Source organism: Amphibacillus cookii (assembly GCF_016908375.1).
In the GTDB taxonomy this organism is placed as follows: Bacteria; Bacillota; Bacilli; order Bacillales; family Amphibacillaceae; genus Amphibacillus_C; species Amphibacillus_C cookii.
The window spans coordinates 51,770-71,539 of the sequence record NZ_JAFBDS010000013.1; the positions used below are offsets into that span (position 1 = coordinate 51,770).

General features: G+C 34.7%; 17 protein-coding genes. 13 read left to right on the top strand and 4 right to left on the bottom strand.

Annotation, left to right across the window (positions count from 1 at the left end; genetic code table 11):
* Positions 1 to 424: 424 nt before the first annotated feature.
* Positions 425 to 556 (bottom strand): hypothetical protein, encoded by a 132-nt coding sequence (locus JOE23_RS18110; RefSeq protein WP_275581588.1) that lies wholly within the window; start codon positions 554 to 556, stop codon positions 425 to 427.
* Positions 557 to 980: 424 nt separating this feature from the next.
* On the opposite strand from JOE23_RS18110, the gene JOE23_RS16220 reads away from it, so the two are divergent.
* Positions 981 to 3,590, top strand: a complete 2,610-nt coding sequence (locus JOE23_RS16220; protein WP_338021933.1) for a hypothetical protein — start codon at positions 981 to 983, stop codon at positions 3,588 to 3,590.
* 2 nt (positions 3,591 to 3,592) lie between these two features.
* The gene (locus JOE23_RS16225; RefSeq protein ID WP_204440117.1) at positions 3,593 to 4,027 is read left to right on the top strand and encodes a hypothetical protein; all 435 of its coding nucleotides are present in this window, start codon (positions 3,593 to 3,595) and stop codon (positions 4,025 to 4,027) included.
* A 296-nt stretch (positions 4,028 to 4,323) separates the two neighbouring features.
* Here JOE23_RS16225 and rpsD read toward each other — a convergent pair whose 3' ends face one another.
* Positions 4,324 to 4,926: a 30S ribosomal protein S4 gene (gene rpsD / locus JOE23_RS16230; RefSeq protein ID WP_017473416.1), complete on the bottom strand. Its 603-nt coding sequence runs from the start codon at positions 4,924 to 4,926 to the stop codon at positions 4,324 to 4,326.
* A gap of 475 nt (positions 4,927 to 5,401) precedes the next feature.
* Here rpsD and JOE23_RS16235 point away from each other — a divergent pair, with 475 nt between their 5' ends.
* Entirely contained in the window at positions 5,402 to 7,258 is a 1,857-nt protein-coding gene (locus JOE23_RS16235; protein WP_204440119.1) for a sensor domain-containing diguanylate cyclase, read from the top strand.
* Positions 7,259 to 7,525: 267 nt separating this feature from the next.
* Here JOE23_RS16235 and JOE23_RS16240 read toward each other — a convergent pair whose 3' ends face one another.
* Positions 7,526 to 8,005 carry a GAF domain-containing protein gene (locus JOE23_RS16240; protein WP_204440121.1) on the bottom strand — a complete coding sequence of 160 codons (480 nt, stop codon included), beginning with the start codon at positions 8,003 to 8,005 and terminating at the stop codon, positions 7,526 to 7,528.
* A gap of 259 nt (positions 8,006 to 8,264) precedes the next feature.
* Here JOE23_RS16240 and ezrA point away from each other — a divergent pair, with 259 nt between their 5' ends.
* From ezrA to JOE23_RS16270, 6 genes are all read left to right on the top strand, one after another.
* Positions 8,265 to 9,959, top strand: coding sequence for a septation ring formation regulator EzrA (gene ezrA, locus JOE23_RS16245; RefSeq protein WP_204440123.1), 1,695 nt, complete (start codon positions 8,265 to 8,267; stop codon positions 9,957 to 9,959).
* A 17-nt stretch (positions 9,960 to 9,976) separates the two neighbouring features.
* On the top strand, positions 9,977 to 10,354 hold the full coding sequence (locus JOE23_RS16250; protein ID WP_204440126.1) for a hypothetical protein: 378 nt from the start codon (positions 9,977 to 9,979) through the stop codon (positions 10,352 to 10,354).
* Positions 10,355 to 10,684: 330 nt separating this feature from the next.
* Complete coding sequence (locus JOE23_RS16255; protein ID WP_204440129.1) at positions 10,685 to 11,824, top strand: cysteine desulfurase family protein; 1,140 nt, start codon at positions 10,685 to 10,687, stop codon at positions 11,822 to 11,824.
* Between the two features lie 5 nt (positions 11,825 to 11,829).
* Positions 11,830 to 13,029 carry a tRNA uracil 4-sulfurtransferase ThiI gene (gene thiI, locus JOE23_RS16260; protein WP_204440131.1) on the top strand — a complete coding sequence of 400 codons (1,200 nt, stop codon included), beginning with the start codon at positions 11,830 to 11,832 and terminating at the stop codon, positions 13,027 to 13,029.
* A 244-nt stretch (positions 13,030 to 13,273) separates the two neighbouring features.
* Complete coding sequence (locus JOE23_RS16265; protein WP_017473409.1) at positions 13,274 to 13,477, top strand: alpha/beta-type small acid-soluble spore protein; 204 nt, start codon at positions 13,274 to 13,276, stop codon at positions 13,475 to 13,477.
* Positions 13,478 to 13,596: 119 nt separating this feature from the next.
* Positions 13,597 to 15,192, top strand: a complete 1,596-nt coding sequence (locus tag JOE23_RS16270; protein WP_204440133.1) for an amidohydrolase — start codon at positions 13,597 to 13,599, stop codon at positions 15,190 to 15,192.
* A gap of 155 nt (positions 15,193 to 15,347) precedes the next feature.
* On the opposite strand, the gene JOE23_RS16275 is transcribed toward JOE23_RS16270, so the two are convergent.
* Entirely contained in the window at positions 15,348 to 16,154 is an 807-nt protein-coding gene (locus tag JOE23_RS16275) for an NAD kinase (protein WP_204440136.1), read from the bottom strand.
* Between the two features lie 109 nt (positions 16,155 to 16,263).
* Between JOE23_RS16275 and JOE23_RS16280 the strand changes: the two genes are divergently transcribed.
* From JOE23_RS16280 to JOE23_RS16295, 4 genes are all read left to right on the top strand, one after another.
* A complete protein-coding gene (locus JOE23_RS16280) occupies positions 16,264 to 16,782 on the top strand; it encodes a DUF2953 domain-containing protein (protein ID WP_204440139.1) in 519 nt (172 codons plus the stop codon).
* A gap of 16 nt (positions 16,783 to 16,798) precedes the next feature.
* Complete coding sequence (ytfJ, locus tag JOE23_RS16285; RefSeq protein ID WP_204440141.1) at positions 16,799 to 17,206, top strand: GerW family sporulation protein; 408 nt, start codon at positions 16,799 to 16,801, stop codon at positions 17,204 to 17,206.
* 122 nt (positions 17,207 to 17,328) lie between these two features.
* Positions 17,329 to 18,306 (top strand): class I SAM-dependent methyltransferase, encoded by a 978-nt coding sequence (locus tag JOE23_RS16290; RefSeq protein ID WP_204440144.1) that lies wholly within the window; start codon positions 17,329 to 17,331, stop codon positions 18,304 to 18,306.
* 135 nt (positions 18,307 to 18,441) lie between these two features.
* A complete protein-coding gene (locus tag JOE23_RS16295; protein ID WP_204440146.1) occupies positions 18,442 to 19,629 on the top strand; it encodes an acetate kinase in 1,188 nt (395 codons plus the stop codon).
* The last annotated feature ends 141 nt before the right edge of the window (positions 19,630 to 19,770 follow it).

Genomic DNA, 19,770 nt, shown 5'->3' on the forward strand with positions numbered 1-19,770 from the left:
AAAGACAGATGGATATCTGCCTTTCTTCACAAAAAAGTATATACTCCCCCGTCGAAGATTATTAAAAATGTGCAGACTACTCCCGTTTACTCTGGTTTATGAAAACAGAGCCTTTGAACATATTAAGTTACTTATTGTTCAAAGTTTGCTGGCGTAATCTTCCTGATGGTGTCATTTTTAATAATCCTCCTTTCCTGTATGTAAGATCCACTATACAATCACTGCTGATGATTGTCAATAACAAATACTGATAGCATAGTGTCTTTTCGGTCGCACGGTAACTGGGAAATGGAATGCAAAAAACCTCCATTAAATGTTGTTCTACAACATTTAATGGAGGAGATATTAACCTTTAGATAGCACAGATTAACGAGAGTAGAAGTGAACGAATTGTATAAGTCTTGATATAGCAACTGTTGAAGAGTTATTTTTCAGAACCAACCGAAAATTTATCCATGGTAGCAAACATATCAACTATTCCTCTTTCTACTTCTTTAAAAGTATGACCGTATATGTCTAAGATCATCATAGGTGTATTTCCTAATCGTTCAGCCACATATTTTTTGCCTACACCTTGATATCAAGGTGGACTTATCCAATTAAATTAAAGTTAAGTGATCAATAAGTTATTACAACTTATATGAGGGTGCTTTGGTTTTGAACAAGAATATGAATCAATTGGTGAATCTATTGCTGACATTATTCCTAATACTTGGTTTAAAGATCATATTTATGATGAGATGATGAGTTTTGCTAAAGATGAATATTCAAAGCTATAGAAATGACATCAAAAAGGTGCCATTTTTTAATATAACTACTATACAAATATAAATATTTATCATATAATAAGAACAAGCGTTCTTATTAAGTTTGAAAATGTAATTTATCTAGGTATTTTGTCATTTTTAATAAAATGAAAGCAGGAATATTTACCCTATTTGTCGAAATAACCAGTAAAGACATCTTAGGGGGTAGTGTTTGTGTCAAAAAAATTGGAGTCTATAAATAAGATATTTGATGAATCTGATAAAAAAAGTACATTGTTTTGGAGATACTTAGGAGTTTCAATTGATAAGATTAATGATTACTCAGACTTCCTACTTGGTAAGAAGTTTAAAGATATACTTAAAAATTCCTCAATCAAGTCCTTAATCGAGTTTGAGAGTATCTTAAGCCACGAAAAAAATGAGCTTAATAAAGAAGACAAAATAAACGAATTATGTAAGATATCAGAAGAAACAAAACGTGAGATAGTGATTCTTAAAGATTTTCTAAGCAGAAAGAAGAAAAGTGTTATTAGTTATTATAATTCTGTTGCAAGTGAGTTAGACACGAATTTCTTCCATTCACAAATCGTCCAGTTGAAACAATTACTGGATGATTCAATTCAACATTTAATAGCTTTGTATACTTTACATAACTGGCTAAATAAAGGAACTGGAATTGTCTTTTCCTCTGACAAAAGCATTAGTTTGAAGAAAGCATTAAGCATACCAGAAAAAAGTGCGAAACATTTTGAAGATGAACTACACAAAAAATCTAGTAGAGACAATAATTATCGCATTTTTGCATATACATCATATGATAATATTAACGTTCTAATTATTTTGTATAGACAAGTAAATGATGCTTCGGTACCGGATTTTGATGAACCATTTAGAAATAAAGAAGTAGCTCCTATTATGATTAGTATAAACTCTGAAGAAAATACTCTTGAAATAAGGTCAAAATTCAAAAATGAAGAACGTTGGATAAAAGAGTATATGGAAGAGAATCTTGCTAACTCTTTCACTAAAATAAAAACTGAGTTATTTAAAGATTATGATATTGATACTGTTTTAAGAGCTTTTTTGGAAGGTGAATCTCCAGAAAATGAAGATATCCAAGATTTTACGGTTAACAAGATCTCGTTTAGAAATAGTCCGTTAATTAATTCACCTAAACTTTCGTTTTCATTAGAAAACGGTGATGTATTTTCCTCAGTTAAAGATGCTCATAATAAAGATTGCTTAGACCTTGAAAGTATAAAAGATATTGAAAGTTTAACTTTTACATCACGAAATGTAAATAGAACAGTAAAATCTACTGTATTAGAGCAAGGGAATATTTTATTTTCGATGAATGATAACGGAATTAGTAGTGATATAAAAGAACAATTGGAATGCAAATTTTTTGACAAATTTGGAATACCATTAAATAAGTTAATCTCTAACACTAAGTTTAGAGCAGGTAAAGCAGACGTTACGGATTACTTAATGACTCTGTCAGTTAAAGAGGAATTAAATGACGAAGAGGAAAAGATTTTCAAAAAGTTAAATAATGATGGGATCATTGATGAATATACAGAAGAAAATATTTTTTGTAGAAACCCTGAGTGTGATTACATTAGTATAAATGAAGAAAAATCTACAGAGGAGTGTCCTGAATGTGGTTATAATAATTTGGGTAGTGAAACATTCCGATCATTAAAAATTTCCATAGAAAATATAAGCTTCTATGTAAAGGGTTTGGTGAATTTATTTTGTGATTCTACTGATTGGGAAGTTAGAAATGAATCAAAAAAGAAATTCTTTAGTAAAGAATATAAATTTATTAATTTGGTCAATGAAAAATCAGGAGAATCATTTCAAATTCTTATTCATCAAGGCGCTATTCAAAACAAATTTTTGGAAAAAATAAACCGTTCTTTAACACCTACAGCTATAATATTTGTTGGAGTGTTAGAAAAACATATATCCAAGTATAAAAATGATTGCATTTTTCCAGTTAACTTCGGTAAAATATACAATTTGAGTAAACCCGAAATGGTATTTGAGCAAATATATGAATCAATTGAACATAGATCAAAATCTTATTTATCGAGTGTTGCTAATAAGTCATACGAAATCATGGATAATTTGCCAGTTCCTGAGCAAATAGGTGATAGATATACATTTTCTGATTTTGAAGATGATGTGTTTAATGTTCTTAAAGATATTTTTCCGAATGCAGATAAGTGGGGAAGTAGTATGACAGGGAAAGAAGTTCCAGAAGGTATCTTTACAATTACATTTACAGTTGAAGAAGGTGCGGAAGACAGTAATAAAAAATATGTGTTTTCTTATGACTGTAAATTAAATAAAAACACTAAAGGATATAATCTGGCTAAAGGTGAACAAAGGAAGGCAATTGATTATGTTGAAATGTTGAATCAAATAAAACATATAACCAAATATAGTACAAAAAAGCAATTAAGTTCTCATATCTTTATTTGTAATAATTTTGATGAAAATAATTTCACAACAATGGCTGATCATTTCTATACTAAATTACCAGATAAATATGATGCAAGACCAATTTTTGTACCACTAGAAGTTTTGTTGCATTTACATTCTCAATATAGGAAAAATTATGTTAAACTAAATAATTCTAGAAATACATTTATGGAATTAATGTACGAAATTTTAACTACTGATGAATATGTGGTCAAAATAAAAGATGTGGATTTTGTTATAGATCAATCTTTAGACAATGCTTTGGCTGATTATCATGATTTGGATACTAAAAAGGTAAAAGAAAGTGTATTACAAAAAATCAAAAAGAGGGGATAAAAGTGGAGTATTTTATAAGATCCTCCGCAGTTGAAGATTTTGAAAAATTATTTGTTGATAGTATAGAGAATTCTATTAGAAAAATGGTGAATAACAGATTTTTATTGAAAGAAAATCATTATGAACTGAGTGTATCTTTTTATGAGAACTATATAGTATTAATTAAAATTAAAAACGATACAGTTATGGAATTAACTAGGGGTAGTTACGAACACTTTATTCCCGACAGATTTCTCTCAGAACTTTCTAAAATAGAAAATTTACCACCTAGACTTAAAAGATATAAGAATTTAGGATATAATCGGTTTAGGGATGAGATTAAGGATTCATTAAAAGATGGTAAAATTATTGTGAAAAATAACAAAGTAATATGGCTTGATTATAATTTCAGTTTAAAAGTAGACCAAAATATTGCATTAGAAGGTATACTGAATTAAAGAGTATTATTTAGCAGTATCAATATAGTTGCTTTTTTAATAAGTTCCCTCAAATCCGTCTAGAACCATGTATTAATTTTTAGGGTACCCTATGCAAATAGCGGTACCTTGTTTCCTTCACATAAATCTGCCCACGCCATAATTTATTAGCCCCAAATTAGCCCCAATCAGCCGCAAAATCATTCTTTTTTGTTCATTTATTTGCAATTAATCAGCGCAATAAAAAAAAGCCCCTAAACACTGATAAAACAATGTTTGTAGGACTTTTAATGTTACTTATAAGTGAGTCATTCTCATTAACGTGAGTACCACTCAACAATAAGGGCTTCGTTGATTTCTGCTGGTAACTCAGTACGTTCTGGATAACGTGAGTAAGTGCCTTCAAGCTTATCAGCATCGAAAGTTAAATACTCAGGTACGAATGTGTTAGCTTCAATCGCTTCAGCAATGATATCAAGTTTTTGTGATTTCTCACGTACACCAATTGATTGGCCAGGTTTCACACTGTATGATGGGATATCGACACGACCACCATCTACAGTAATATGACCATGGTTTACTAATTGGCGCGCTTGACGACGCGTACGAGCAAGTCCAAGGCGGTAAACAAGGTTATCCAAACGTGATTCTAAAAGAACCATGAAGTTTTCACCGTGTACACCTTTCATTTTGCCTGCACTTTCGAAAAGGTTGCTAAATTGACGTTCGTTTACCCCATACATGAAGCGAAGTTTTTGCTTCTCTTGTAACTGTAAACCATATTCTGAAAGCTTTCTGCGTTGATTTGGACCATGTTGTCCAGGGGCGTAAGGACGCTTATCTAATTCCTTACCTGTACCCGTTAATGAAATGCCGAGACGACGAGACTTTTTCCATACAGGACCTGTATAGCGAGCCATAGTGCAATCTCTCCTTTTATATTAGATTTTGCATAAAACAAGATATTGTGTTCCATAATCGCTTGCCATTTTGTTTTCATGTACCATCGCTCCAGCAGCAGAGAGTTACACGATACACCTTACATATGAATAGATAAGGAACAAAATGAACAACCGGCGGTTCACAGAGGCTACCTTTTTTACACAAAGTCTATTATATGTTTTTTAGTCATTTGAGTCAACCTTTACTTATCAAGCAGTCTAGATATGTGAAAAACAGGGTAAAAAGACCTTATTTCTACACTGGGCTGTTATGCGCTTGTTTTTGTGGTAAATAGCGATAAAACGCTGTTATTGAAAGGATTTGTCAAAAAAACAAGTCTTTACTTTATAAGTATAATTTACTATCTTTTTGGTAGGCATTTAGAAATATTTGCGTTATAATATGAGTTGAATGGCTTATTTTGATTATTTTTTAGATGGGTGGAACCTGTAAATGAAGTCATATACCTTAACCGAAAACCATGCCACTTTTCTTCATGAGCAAAAGAATCCTTATCAAAGTAGGGAATCAATACATATTATACTTAAACAGGTTGAATTATTGATTAAAGCAGATGCAGTAGCACTTTACCTATATAATACCTGGACAGATTGTTACATGTTATCAGGGACAACAAGTAGTAAAACCATTCAATTCGTGGAAAAGATGACTTCAGATAGTGTTAAGGCAGTCAATTCTCAACATCGTTTTGCTGTGGTGCCGGGGACTGAGGTGATGCATGTAGAAACAGAGCAGCAGGTTTGTATCATTGGTTTGGGCAATCACATTCATCTTAATGGTTATTTAGTTCTATTTGTTGAAGAAGATAACAATCACTTGGAAAACCAACAAGAGCAATTTATTCAAATTGCTGAGGAAATGAATACGTTACTAATTGAACTGACTAATACATATAATGCTCAAGCACAGGCTAATAAATACGAATTAATGTACAACGTGACGCAAAAATTCCATTCAACAATGAATCCCAAAGATGTTCTTAGTGAAATCATTGAAACGATTAGATCGATTTATCCACAGTTTAACTGTAACCTATTTTTGTCCAAAAATTATCAAGGTGATCAAGATTTACCTGTTAAAGAGTTAATTTATAATGAAGAATATGCTGATAAAGCAAGTGTTCAAGCTTTTTTAACAGGTGAAATTAAACTTGATCAAAAACCTAATCAAAATAAAATCAACTTATATGCACCGTTAAATGGAAAACAAGGTATTTATGGGGTTATGCAACTAACTGCTGTAGAAATCGACCATGTTCCGAATGAAGATATTGAATTCGTTCGATTATTAGCCAATACTGCCGGCAATGCATTAGAGAATGCACAATTGTACCAACAATCGAACCAGTTGATTCAAGACTTACAACTGATTAATACCTTTGTGCATGAGTTGAATAAATTAAATGGTCTATTGGATATTACAGCATTCATTAAAAAACAGTTTAAAGAATCCTTTAAAACAGATGAAATTGGTTTTCTTTTAGCCAATCCTTCAGTAGGGTATAAGATAGAATCTGCTTCAACTCAACTGTTTCATCGTGATGATAGTCGCGATTTTGTTGATGAATTATACAGCCTCGTTCAAAAAGAACAAGATGCTGTGTTTATTGGTGATTATGCAACAAGATATGGCGAACACCATTATTATAGCTCAGTCATTTTATTGCCAATGATTCAAACTGACAAGCTAATTGGTTTGATTGCCGTTTTACATCCAAAACCTTATTTCTTTTCTTTTGATCAGTTTAAGTTGATGAAATCATTAACTTATCATGCTACATTAGCTTTTGAAAACACATTATTACGTGAGCAATTAGAACTTTCTGTTATAACAGACTATTTGACAAAATTATATTCAAGAAAATATTTAGATGAGCGCTGTATGACACACCTAAGTCATGATCAACAAGGCGTATTTATCTTAATTGACCTTGATGATTTTAAGAAAGTTAATGACTTACATGGTCATGATGTTGGGGATCATATCTTAATACAAGTATCGGATATTATCCGTGACAGAATCGAAGATAACGGTTTTGCGGCGCGTTGGGGAGGCGAAGAGTTAGCAATATATTTGCCCCATAAGAGCGCTAGGGAAGGGAAAGCTTTTGTGACACAACTACTTGATTTAATTAAACGTTTAACGAAACCAACGATTACAGCCTCAATAGGTATGGCCTTTTGGAACAGCGAATGTAAAGTGGATTTTATTACATTATTTGATATGGCAGATCAAGCTTTATATCGAGCAAAACGAAGCGGGAAAAATCAGTTTCAAATTGAACCTTAATTCCTTTAATTGTGGCTGAGAGTGGACGGACGGTTATCTGTGATAAAAAAATACTTTAGCGATAGTACCAATCAATGAAAAAACATATTGTCAGGTATGATTCTGTTATTGAGAAGAATCATACCTGGCAAGTTTTTTCGCTTCTGTTTTTCGTAAATAAAAATAGATTTAATTTAGCATTACCTTTCATGTTTTGAAATCGTGTTGTCTTTTCATCACTAATTTTAGCAATAGATTGTGAAAATATTATTGAAGAGATTTTCTGAATTACAAATATTTTTGCAAGATGTCAACGAACTTCTCTAAATATTTTTGATCGATTTCATCAAAACGATCTAAGGTGGGACTATCGATATCTAAAACGCCGATAACTTGATCATTTTTAATAATAGGAACAACGATTTCAGATTGACTGGCTGCGTCACAAGCAATGTGTCCAGGGAATTGATGGACATTAGCAATACGTTGTGTTGATCTTTCACTGACAGCTGTACCACAAACCCCTTTACCGATTTGGATATGAACACAAGCAGGTAAACCTTGGAATGGCCCCAAAATTAATTCATCATCCTTCATTAAGTAAAAGCCCACCCAATTCACTTGATCTAAAAATTGGTTTAGTAATGCTGAGCTATTTGATAAATTGGCAATCTGATCTTGCTCATCTTCAATAAGTGCTTCCAACTGTTTTAGCAATAATTGATAATTTTTTTCTCTTGACTCATCATAAGATTTTTTCTCAAACATTGAAATCCCCTCCACCGTTAGACTTTCTTTTAATAGCAAATTATACCCATGAATGAATCAAGATGCAATTTTTAAATATTTTTAAAATCATGCCGATATAAAAAATGTCAAATAACGAATTAATTTGATTTTTTTTAGCAAAAAGACTAATGTTCATGGTATGATAATGATAATACATCCTAATCATAAATCAAGCGAAAGAACTTAAGTTCTCGTATAGAAATGTATAAAATGGTCGATAGATTCAAGGAGGATTAACATGGTCACCTATATTATAGGGTTTATTCTCGTTATTATAACATTAATTATTGTGGGTTTAATTTTAAGAAAAAGAGTGTATGATCGTGTCGATCAACTCGAAGCATGGAAAATGGATATTATGAATCGTAATGTCACAGCAGAGTTGCAACGTGTCAAGGCATTAAGGCTATCGGGAGAGACACAAGAGAAGTTCGAATCTTGGAAAGAGACATGGGATCGGATTTTAACGCGTGATTTACCGGACATTGAGGAATACCTCTTTGATGCTGAAGCCGCAGCTGATGGTTTTAAAATTCCAAATGCTAAGAAAAATTTAGCTGCCGTAGAGAAAACACTTAATGAAATTGAACAGACAATAAAAAATATGTATAGCGAATTAGACGATTTACTGGATTCAGAAAAGCAAAGCAGAAAAGAAGTAGAGAAGGTTATTCCACAAATTAAGTCTTTACGTCAGACGTTACTTGAAGGGCGCCATTTGTTTGGAGCAGCTGAACAACGTTTTGAAAAAGAAATCAATGAACAACAACAGCTGCTCGATCAATTTTATGTAGCGAGTGATGAAGGGAATTATTATGAAGCGCGCCAAATTATTCAAGCCATTCAAGAACAACTAGCTGATCTAGCCGTTCGAATTGAAGATTTTCCCGTTATTTATAAAAAGTGTAAGCAAGAACTACCTGATCAAATTAATCAACTTAAAAATGGTATTAAGGAAATGAAGCAAGAGGGATATCGTATCGAACATCATAATTTCCTTAAGGAATTAGCCAGTTTCGAACAAGAAATCGTCAAATATTTAAAGCGTTTAGAAGAAACAGATGATCAGTCTGTTTATGATTTTGTAACAAGTTTAGAGGAACGTATTCAAGAGATATATGGCTTATTGGAAAAAGAGGCAAATGCAAAACAGTATATAGATAAACACTTAGATAACTTCAAAACGCTTATTGCGGATGTGGTAGAAGTTTTTCAGGAAACGGATGATGAAGTAAAAGAATTACAGAAAACTTATTATATGGAAGGTAGCGATCTTGAATTATACGCTAACCTTGAAAAATGGATTCATCAATTAGAACGTCAACATGAGCAGATGATGACAGAAATGACAGAAGAAAAGCAAACCTTTGTTTCACTACGTGATCAACTAGAATCAAGCTATCAAGATTTACAAAAGCTAAAAGAATCTCATGAAGAATTTAAAGAGCAAGTTAAAACGATTCGAAAAGATGAAGTGGAAGCAAAAGAAAAAATTCAACTGTTACAACGTCAATTATACGATACCAATCGTCGCTTGCAAAAAAGTAATTTACCTGGCATTCCTTCATTCATCTGGAATCAATTAGATGAGGCAACAGAAAAATGCAGTTTAGTGATGGAACATTTAAATGAGCAACCTTTGGATATGGGGAAGGTAAATCATACATTAAATGAAGCCTCGACATCAGTAAATTTATTGTTAGAACAAACCGATTTAATTATTGAACAAGCTTACCTCGTTGAGCGCGTTATTCAATATGCCAATCGTTATCGTAGTCAGTATCCAGTATTGACTGCCAAATTATTAGAAGCTGAACAAATGTTTAGAGAGTATCGTTATCAAGAAGCATTAGAGATTGCTTCACAGGCATTAGAAGATATAGAACCAGGAGCACTAGCTCGCCTTGAAACGCGTATTAAAGTGCCAAGTTAATCGAGGGGGGATGGCAGATGAAATTTGTATCAATAATCAGTATGTCAATATTAACACTTAGTATTTGGGGACTATTTTTCACATTGTTTTTTGTTGATTTAGACCCTGTCTATCAAGTTCAGCCTAACGTAGACGAGCAACGTAAATTAGGTGCAGAAGTTTCGGGGGAGCTATCAAGGTTTGAACAAGTCGAGCAGGACGAAGCATCAAGTTTAGAGGCTGAACAAGACGAAGCTGAGCAACTTGAAACAGTATCAAACATAGCTACAGAAGAGGAGCCACCTTCTTCGCTCGTGGAAAGAGCTAGCAGTCCTTACAATGATATTCTTTATGAGTTTGAAAAAGATAGTCCTGTATCTGTTGATGAATTACTTGGTGCGCTCGATCTGAATTAAATCCCTAGCTTATGCTTGGGATTTTTACTTGTACGTTAGGATTTTTTCACAGATCATCGTCCATAAGCCGCCCACTGATTGAAGGTTTGTTTTGTGAATTTTCAACAAAGAAGTGAAAAGCAACAGTGCCAAGTAAAAGAAAAACTACCCTCTTCATCGATGGATGAGTGTTTTTGAGTGGAAAGTTATTTGTACTTTTGATTATCCTATAATAAAAGGTACTTTGATAATAGCTAAGAAGCAGAGGTTTTCGTTTTAAGCAACGGTTCATATAGGGACGGAAATATGTTAGAATAATGCAGTGCAATAGATAGACGAAGGGGTATTCTAATGATTTACTTTGATAATAGCGCGACGACAAAGCCATCACAAGAAGTGTTAGATAGCTTTCTGACTGTATCAGAAGCTTATTATGGAAATGCTTCCTCAGCCCATCAGTTCGGGTTAGATGCTGATAAATTATTAAGAAAATCACATCAACAAGCTGGTCAGATCATGAATGTCGCACCAACAGAAATCATTTTCACTTCGGGTGGGACAGAAGGTAATAATTTAGCAATTAAAGGGGTAGCTTTAGCGTATCAAAAACGTGGTAAACATATTATTACGACGACCATTGAGCATCCTTCTGTGCTTTCTGCATGCCGAGCGTTAGAAGAGTTGGGGTTTAGTGTAACTTATCTACCTGTTAATCAATCAGGCGTTGTTGAAATTGAGTCTGTTAAAGAAGCATTACAAGATGATACAATATTAGTCAGTATTATGCATGTTAATAATGAGTTAGGTTCGATTCAACCAATTAAAGAAATTGGAGAACTTCTGAAGAATCGACCAACCACTTATTTTCACGTTGATGATATTCAGGGCTTTGGCAAAGTTAGCTTGGATTTGAAAAGTTCAAACGTCGATTTGTGTTCAATATCCGGTCATAAAATACACGGTTTAAAAGGAACGGGATTGTTGTATGTTAAAGAGGGGATTCGACTTTTTCCGTTATTTCACGGTGGTGGTCAACAAACAGATAAGCGCTCAGGAACCGAGAATCTTGCTGGCATTGTTTCGCTAGTTAGAGCAATGCGCTTAATAACCGAACAAAAAATGCATCACCCTGATTATTTAGACCATTTGAATCAGCAATTACGCCAACAGCTTCAAGATATTCCTGAGGTTGTCATTAATACTCCTGATGGTCAGGCGCCACACATTTTAAATTTTTCTATTCCAGCATATAAACCGGAAGTTGTTTTACATGCTTTAGAAGAAAATCATATTTTTGTTTCAACAAAATCTGCCTGTTCATCGAAAAGAACCGATGAAAGTGCGGTGTTACGTGCGATACAACTTCCTCGCGAAAGAACAACTTCAGCTTTAAGGGTTAGTTTCTCGTTTCAAAATACAGACGGGGAAATTGAATTGTTTGTACGTGTTTTAAAAAGAATAATCAAAGAATTGAGCAAAGTAATGGGGTAATGACAATGTTGTATGATCATATATTAATTCGATATGGCGAATTATCGTTAAAAGGAAAAAATAGAAAAGTATTCATTAACCAACTGCACGAAAACGTTCGTCATCAACTCAAGGATTTTCCTAGTGTGAAAATAAAAAGCGGGCGTGATCGAATGAGCATCTTATTAAACGGTGCCGATCCTCAAGCTATTATTGATATTTGCCGTTTTATATTTGGGATTCAAAGTTTAAGTTTGGCTATTAAAACAGAGAATAATGAAGTCGCGATTAAAGAGGCAGCATTGTATGCATTAAAGGAAGTTGAGAATGTTCGAACGTTTAAGGTGACGACTAAGCGTGGTGATAAAGATTTTCCAATCGACTCACAAACATTTAATCATGTGATTGGTGCACATTTACTTAAGAATACGGAGAATATTACGGTTAACGTCCATCAGCCTGATGTTGAAATTCACATCGATATTAGGAAAGGTGCTACATTTATTACATCTGCTCGTTACCCAGGTGCTGGTGGATTACCGGTTGGAACATCAGGTAAGAGCTTATTATTACTCTCCGGTGGAATAGATAGTCCAGTCGCTGGCTATTTAGCAATGCGACGTGGTGTGAAAATTGAGGCGATCCATTTTCATTCCCCGCCGTACACAAGTGAAGCCTCAAAACAGAAAGTATTAGATCTAGCTGAAAAGCTTGCTGAATTTGGCCATGAGGTTAATGTTCATATTGTTCCGTTTACAGCAATGCAACAAAAGATTCATCGTGAAATTCCTCACGGTTATTCAATGACCGTTATGCGTCGAATGATGTTGAAGATAAGTGAGGTCGTAGCGAAACAAAGAAATATTTTATCTATTACGACTGGAGAAAGTTTGGGACAGGTTGCAAGTCAGACTATGGAAAGTATGCATGCCATAAATGCTGTTACCGCATTTCCAATTATCCGCCCACTAATAGCTATAGATAAAAATGCAATCATTCAAACGGCTAAAGAAATAGGTACATATCCCATTTCAATTCGTCCTTTTGAAGATTGTTGTACGGTGTTTGTCCCTAAGGCTCCTAAAACAAAACCAAAATTAGATAAAGTGACATGTTTTGAAAGTCAACTTGATTTATCTCATGAACTGGATGAACTTTTAGAAAATATTAAGGTTGTCACGGTTTTCGGGAACAAGAGTGATGATTTAATGCAAGATCTATTTTAAATGGTTTCTGTAATAGTTAGGTTTATCACAGATAACCGCGTCCGGAAACCATCCGCCTCAAAATAGTAGCTGTTCATGAGCCAAAGCTTTGAAGATTATCTATCAACGTACGCTCTCATTTTACTAAAAGAACAGTCTTACCGTGCTGTTCATTTAATATGTAACAACTACCAGTTTTTTTTCTGTATGAGAACCTCCAATCTGCACATTCTAGAAATGTATTAAGGAGGAGGTGAAAGCAGACATGGCAAATAACAATAGTAGCAATCAATTAGTTGTACCAGGTGTAAGCCAAGCGCTTGATCAAATGAAATATGAAATTGCTCAAGAATTTGGTGTTAACCTTGGTCCTGATACAACTTCACGTGCTAACGGATCTGTTGGTGGTGAAATTACAAAACGTTTAGTACAAATGGCTGAACAACAATTAAGTGGACAATCACACTAATCAAAATGATAAAAGAGGAGTAGTGCTAATAAGCGCTACTCTTTTCAATTGTCTATTTTTTTGGTATCTTTTAATTTAACAATGAAATGGTCCATATGATCGAAAGGGAGCAATGAGTGATGGGGACATTATGGTTTGGTGGCACCTTTTATACGATGTGTGAAGTCAATGATACAGTAGAAGCTGTATATACACATTCCGGTCGAATATTAAAGGTTGGAACATATCAACGGTTAAAGGCACAATTTAAGTCTGATATAGAAGAGGAAGTTGACTTAACAGGAAAATATATATTTCCTGGTTTTGTGGATAGTCATTTACATATTATTGGGCAGGGAGAAAAGTTAGCACACTTAGATTTATCAGCATGTATGAGCGCAGCAGAAGTCTTAGCGTGTGTACGCGAACGAGTGAAAAGCATGCCTTCAGGGCATTGGTTATTTGGAGAAGGGTGGAATGACAATCAATGGAATGAGCAACGTATCATTGATTGTAAAGAATTAGATGACATTTCAACTCATCACCCAATCGTATTAACGCGTGTATGTCGCCATGCATTGATAGCTAATACAAAGGCGATTGAATTAGCACAACTTACTGAAGGTGTGGAGGATCCTCAAGGCGGAAAAGTCATACGTGATGATAATAACAGAATGACAGGCTACTTTTTAGATACCGCTCAAGATTTAATCAAACAGGCTGTTCCAGATCGATCAACAGAAGAATTAAAACAATTGATTGATTTATCCATTGATTATTTGCTTCGTTTAGGTTTAGTTGGAGGACATAGTGAAGATTTAGCGTATTATGGTAAAGGTAGTTTCGATAAAGTGTCGCAAGCGTATAAACAAAGCATCGATGGAGATGCAAGGAAATTTAGAGCCCACCTTTTGGTTCATCATGATGTTATTGATGACTTTGCTAAACAATCTTTACGTTACAAGGAAGGTACTCCCTTCGTTGAATATGGTGCGATGAAAATATTTGCTGATGGAGCATTGGGTGGTCGAACGGCATGGTTAGAAGCTTCTTATCACGATGATCCGTCTAATACGGGATTAGCGATACATACTAATGAGGAATTAGAATCCCTAATTGCAAAGGCACGTTCATTACAACTCCCTGTTGCTGTTCATGCGATTGGAGATGGTGCGATTAACATTGTGGCGCAATTACTTGTAGCGTATCCTTTAGCACAAGGATATCGTGATCGTATTATTCATGCAATGATCGTTAATCAACCATTGATCAATAAACTGTCAAAACTCAATGTAGTTTTGGATATTCAACCTACCTTTGTTTCATCTGATTTTCCGTGGGTTATTCAACGCCTTGGAAGTGAGCGGGTAAAAACGGCTTATCCGTGGCGAACTTTTCTGGATCACGGGATTGCATGTGCTGCTGGTTCTGATGCACCAATTGAAGATGTTAACCCACTTTATGGTATTGAAGCATTTGTTGAGAGACGGTCAACGATTGATCAGCAAATCTATAATGCTGAACAACAGTTAACGGTATATCAAGCGATTTCTTTATATACAAAAGGGAGTGCTTATGTGATTGGGAAAGAACAAGAAACAGGTTTAATTAAAGAAGGCTATCTAGCAGATTTTACAATATTAGAGCAAGATCCGTTTCAAGTTGAAAAGCATATGATTCACAAAATCAATGTTGGCATGACCGTAGTCGATGGCACCATTGTTTATCACAGATAACTAGGTGGGTGATAACGGATGCTAATGTCTTGCTTCACTCAACTACCAATCAGTGGCGTTCAGCTCCCAAAAAGGATATTATCGTTATTCAAAAATCACTATAAAATTAAAATCGCAGTTGCTGTTAATGACAGGAAACTGCGATTTTTTCATGATTACAGCGTTCCATTATTGATAAACATACCGGATATTTGCTCAATGTAGTCTAATCCAGGTGGTTTGAAATAATGTAATTGCCGTTCAGATAACTTTACGTCTACCTCTCGAATTAATGATATGGGATAGGCTTCATTGTCAAGGCCGACAATTGGATAGTCATTCCCATCTTGAATAACCTCTAATCTAACGGTTCGCTTTTTAGACAAGATCGTTGGACTGTGCAATAGATTAAAGTTAACGTTGGTAAGTGGAGCGATTTTTGTCAATTGCATACAGGTTAAAGTCGGCTCTACTAGTGCACCGCCAACGGATTTATTGTAAGCAGTACTACCTGTTGGGGTAGAAATAATTAATCCGTCCCCCTGGTAATGTTCAAATAATTTTTGATCTATAAAAACATCAATAGCGATTGTTTTAATAATACTTGAGCGCATACTAAATTCATTTAAACAGTAATGTGTTTTGCCATTGTCTATGCTCACTTCTAACAAATCGAATGCCTCATACGTTTCTTCATTTAAGATATCAGACCAGAGGTTGCCTAAATCAGCATAATGAATCGTCGCATACTGGCCAAAATGAAGTTCTTGTGCTGCACCGATGTATAAGGCGGATTGTGAAAAACCTGTCTCTCTTACCGTATGAAGAAACTGTCCATCGTCACCTAAACTAATAATAATATCAGCTTGGTTTGCTTGGTCAACAAATTGAACAGGATACGTAGATGCTTGTTGTTTTATTTCATTTGCTTGGAATGTACCTTGCACCGTTTGGGGATAATGTATGTATACATGTTTGATCACTTTACTACCTCCTTCGTCTAGTTAAATAATTCTAATAATATTCTATAACCTTTAAAGACACAAATTAAACGATGTGTAGAGCGAAACGAGTCAACAGAGGAGTATACCTATGTTTATATTATTAATATCTCTCGCGTTATTAATTATTTTTTTATTTATCATCATTTATGCCCCATTTTATGTAGATATCTCAATCAATATCACGGATAAAGTCACCATCAAGAAAACATATAAATGCTTAGCTATTCCTTTATATTCAAAATCAGATGTTTACATGCCAGAACAATTGTTAGATAAATTGTTACAATTCTCTAAGCTGCCAAAAGATAAAAACATACTTCCACCATTATCACAAATGCAACAGATTAAGTGTCAAAGATTAAATTGGTTGACCACGATAGGTCTAGATCAAGCCGACCATACGGCAATGTCCGTGGGCCTCCTCATCAGTTGTAAAAGTCTTATCATTACAGGTGTTTCTGAATGGTTTGATTCAGTAAATCATGTAAATTATATGGTCAAACCTATTTATAATCATGCGATGTTTCATAGTCATTGTCAATGCATGTTTTCAATGAGACTAGGACATGCTATTAGTATGTATTTCAAAAGATCTAATTCTAATTAAAGGAGATTAGGTAACGATGCAAGAACATCCGATAGAAGGTTTAATGTCAACGGCCATGGAACAACTGAAAAAAATAGTTGATGTCAATACGGTGATAGGAGAGCCCATCCAAACAGCTGATGGAAGCACCATTATTACCGTATCTAAAGTAGGCTTTGGATTTGCTGCTGGAGGAAGTGAGTTTTCAGGGAAACAGAGCAAGAGTCAAGATCAGTCTGATGAAGAGCTTCTCCCGTTTGGGGGAGGAAGTGGTGGTGGTGTATCGATTACGCCAATTGCTTTTCTTGTCATGCACAAGCAAGGCAATGAACTTATTCATCTGCATGAACATACCCATCTATACGAAAAGCTGGTCGATGTTGCTCCTCAAGCTTTTGAAAAGATTAAAGACATGCTTGATCAGCGTAAAAAAGAGCATGACTAAAAAAGTAGCACAGCAAAACAAAGCTGTGCTACTTTTTTCTTTAATGGTGTCCAGCAAATTAAACGAGACGGTTTAGCCTCTGTATGTTATACTGCATATTGTAAAAGGGAGGAATGCTTATTATGAGTACCGTTGAAGCCTATTTTCAACAAATTGATAATTTGATTGAAGAGCATGTTAACGCAAATGATTTAACATATATGGATGGTTTGCTTGATCTCTTAAATATTTTTCTAATGGATGAAGAAGAAGAGCAAGACTTGCCAGAAGCCGATATGGTGTTTATTAAAAAAGTTCAAGCGATTGGTTTTGAACGATTAGAGAGAGAGCAGATTCGTAAAACGATTGAATTGACAACACTTAAAAGTATGAAAGGCGCTATGCAAATTCAGCATCTTATCACACCAGATACTATAGCTTCGTATATGAATTATCTTATTGAAAAGTTATATCCTCGTGCTGAAGAATTAACTATATTTGATCCTGTTGTAGGCTCTGCAAATTTATTGAACGCATTAATGAACCAAAACCCCAAACTAGTTAAAGCTTTTGGGAGCGAAATTGATCCAACTTTTATTCAACTGGCTTCTCTAAGTGCTAATTTGCAGGAAAATGAGGTCGAATTTTTCCATCAAGATACGATACAACCATTGTTATTAGATCCTGTTGATCTGGTTGTTGCAGATTTACCTGTAGGCTATTATCCTGATGATGATAGGGCGCGTGCATTTAAAGTCTTTATGCCAGATGAGCATACTTATGCCCATCATCTCCTTATTGAACAAAGCTTAAATTATACAAAAGCAGGTGGGTATTTAATTTTCGTGATTCCAAATACACTGTTCAATAGTGATCAGGCAACCCAATTACATCGATTTATTCAGGAATCCGCTCATGTGATTGCTTTGCTTCAATTACCGAATCATATTTTCCGAGCTGAGGAACAAGCCAAGAGTATTTTTATATTACAGAAGAAATCAGAGCAGACGCAATCGCCTAAAGAGGTTCTAATGGCGCAATTACCTTCATTTAAAGATGCAAAAGCGACTGAAAATATCGTGTTAAAGATGAACCAATGGTTTAACAAAGAAGGGTATTAATTGTTGAAAAAATTAGAAATATTAACTGGTATCGCTTCCATATAACTTTCAAGTTGCATTTTATGTCGATTGTTCGTTAAAATGTAAGTGGTATATAAATAGACTAAATAGGGAACCCGAAAGGATTGAAGGATTTTGAGTAAAGTTATATCTATTAATGCTGGTAGTTCATCACTGAAATTCCAATTGATTGAAATGCCAGAAGAAACTGTTTTAGCCAAAGGTTTAGTAGAGCGTATTGGTATTGAAAATTCTGTATTTAAATTAGAATACGGAGAACAAGAAGATGTAGTTACCACAGATATTCCAAATCATGAGAAGGCTGTTCAATTATTATTAGAAAAATTACAAGCCTCTGGTGTGATTAAATCATTGGAAGAAATTGATGGCGTGGGTCATCGTGTTGTTCATGGTGGTGAACGCTTTAGTGATTCAGTCCTTGTCACTGATGAAGTAATAACTGAAATTGACAAAGTATCAGAGTTGGCACCATTACATAATCCTGCTAACTTAACAGGCATAAAAGCTTTTAAAGAAATTTTGCCTAATGTACCCGCTGTGGCTGTTTTTGATACGGCTTTTCATCAATCGATGCCACCTGAATCATATTTATACAGTCTACCATATGAATATTATCAAGATTTTGGTATTCGTAAATATGGTTTCCATGGGACAAGTCATAAATATGTATCAGAGCGAGCTGCTGAAATGATGGATACCCCATTAGATAAATTACGTCTTATTACATGTCATATCGGTAATGGAGCAAGTGTTGCCGCCGTTAAAAATGGTGAATCCATTGATACAACGATGGGCTTTACGCCACTCGAAGGGGTTACGATGGGGACGCGTTCTGGTAGTCTGGATCCAGCCCTTGTACCTTATATTATGGATAAGACAGGTAAAGATGTTAATGAGGTGCTTCATGTGTTAAATAAAGAAAGTGGTATGTTAGCACTTTCTGGCTTCTCTAGTGATTTACGAGATATTGAAGAAAAAGCAGGCCAAGGTAATGAACGTGCTGAATTAGCATTAAAGATCTTTGCAGGACGTATTCATCAATATATTGGTTCATATGCTTCTAAGATGCACGGTGTTGATGCAATTATCTTTACAGCAGGGATTGGAGAAAATAGTAAAGCAGTTCGTGAACGTGTGTTAGAAGGTTTAGAATTTATGGGTGTATATTGGGACCCGGCACGAAATGACATCCGTGGTAAAGAAACATTTATTAATTATCCGCATTCCCCGGTTAAAGTATTAGTTGTTCCAACAAATGAAGAAGTTATGATTGCGCGAGATGTGGCGCGATTAGCACTATAAATAGAAAGAAAGGGTCACTCCATTTTTTATGGAGTGACCCTTTTTCTTGGTGCGCCCGGCATGGGCGACAACTTGGTGGTGAAAGTCCACTACAGGCTTGGCAGTAGGAACTGTTAGCGAAAGACAAGGATGTCCATCGTG

Excerpts from the sequence above, each read along its gene's own strand:
- rpsD (WP_017473416.1), bottom strand. The coding sequence starts at position 4,926 with ATGGCTCGCTATACAGGTCCTGTATGGAAAAAGTCTCGTCGTCTCGGC.
- JOE23_RS16240 (WP_204440121.1), bottom strand. The coding sequence starts at position 8,005 with ATGTTTGAGAAAAAATCTTATGATGAGTCAAGAGAAAAAAATTATCAA.
- ytfJ (WP_204440141.1), top strand. The coding sequence starts at position 16,799 with ATGCAAGAACATCCGATAGAAGGTTTAATGTCAACGGCCATGGAACAA.
- JOE23_RS16265 (WP_017473409.1), top strand. The coding sequence starts at position 13,274 with ATGGCAAATAACAATAGTAGCAATCAATTAGTTGTACCAGGTGTAAGC.
- JOE23_RS16255 (WP_204440129.1), top strand. The coding sequence starts at position 10,685 with ATGATTTACTTTGATAATAGCGCGACGACAAAGCCATCACAAGAAGTG.
- JOE23_RS16235 (WP_204440119.1), top strand. The coding sequence starts at position 5,402 with ATGAAGTCATATACCTTAACCGAAAACCATGCCACTTTTCTTCATGAG.
- JOE23_RS16250 (WP_204440126.1), top strand. The coding sequence starts at position 9,977 with ATGAAATTTGTATCAATAATCAGTATGTCAATATTAACACTTAGTATT.
- JOE23_RS16270 (WP_204440133.1), top strand. The coding sequence starts at position 13,597 with ATGGGGACATTATGGTTTGGTGGCACCTTTTATACGATGTGTGAAGTC.
- JOE23_RS16290 (WP_204440144.1), top strand. The coding sequence starts at position 17,329 with ATGAGTACCGTTGAAGCCTATTTTCAACAAATTGATAATTTGATTGAA.
- thiI (WP_204440131.1), top strand. The coding sequence starts at position 11,830 with ATGTTGTATGATCATATATTAATTCGATATGGCGAATTATCGTTAAAA.
- ezrA (WP_204440123.1), top strand. The coding sequence starts at position 8,265 with ATGGTCACCTATATTATAGGGTTTATTCTCGTTATTATAACATTAATT.
- JOE23_RS16280 (WP_204440139.1), top strand. The coding sequence starts at position 16,264 with ATGTTTATATTATTAATATCTCTCGCGTTATTAATTATTTTTTTATTT.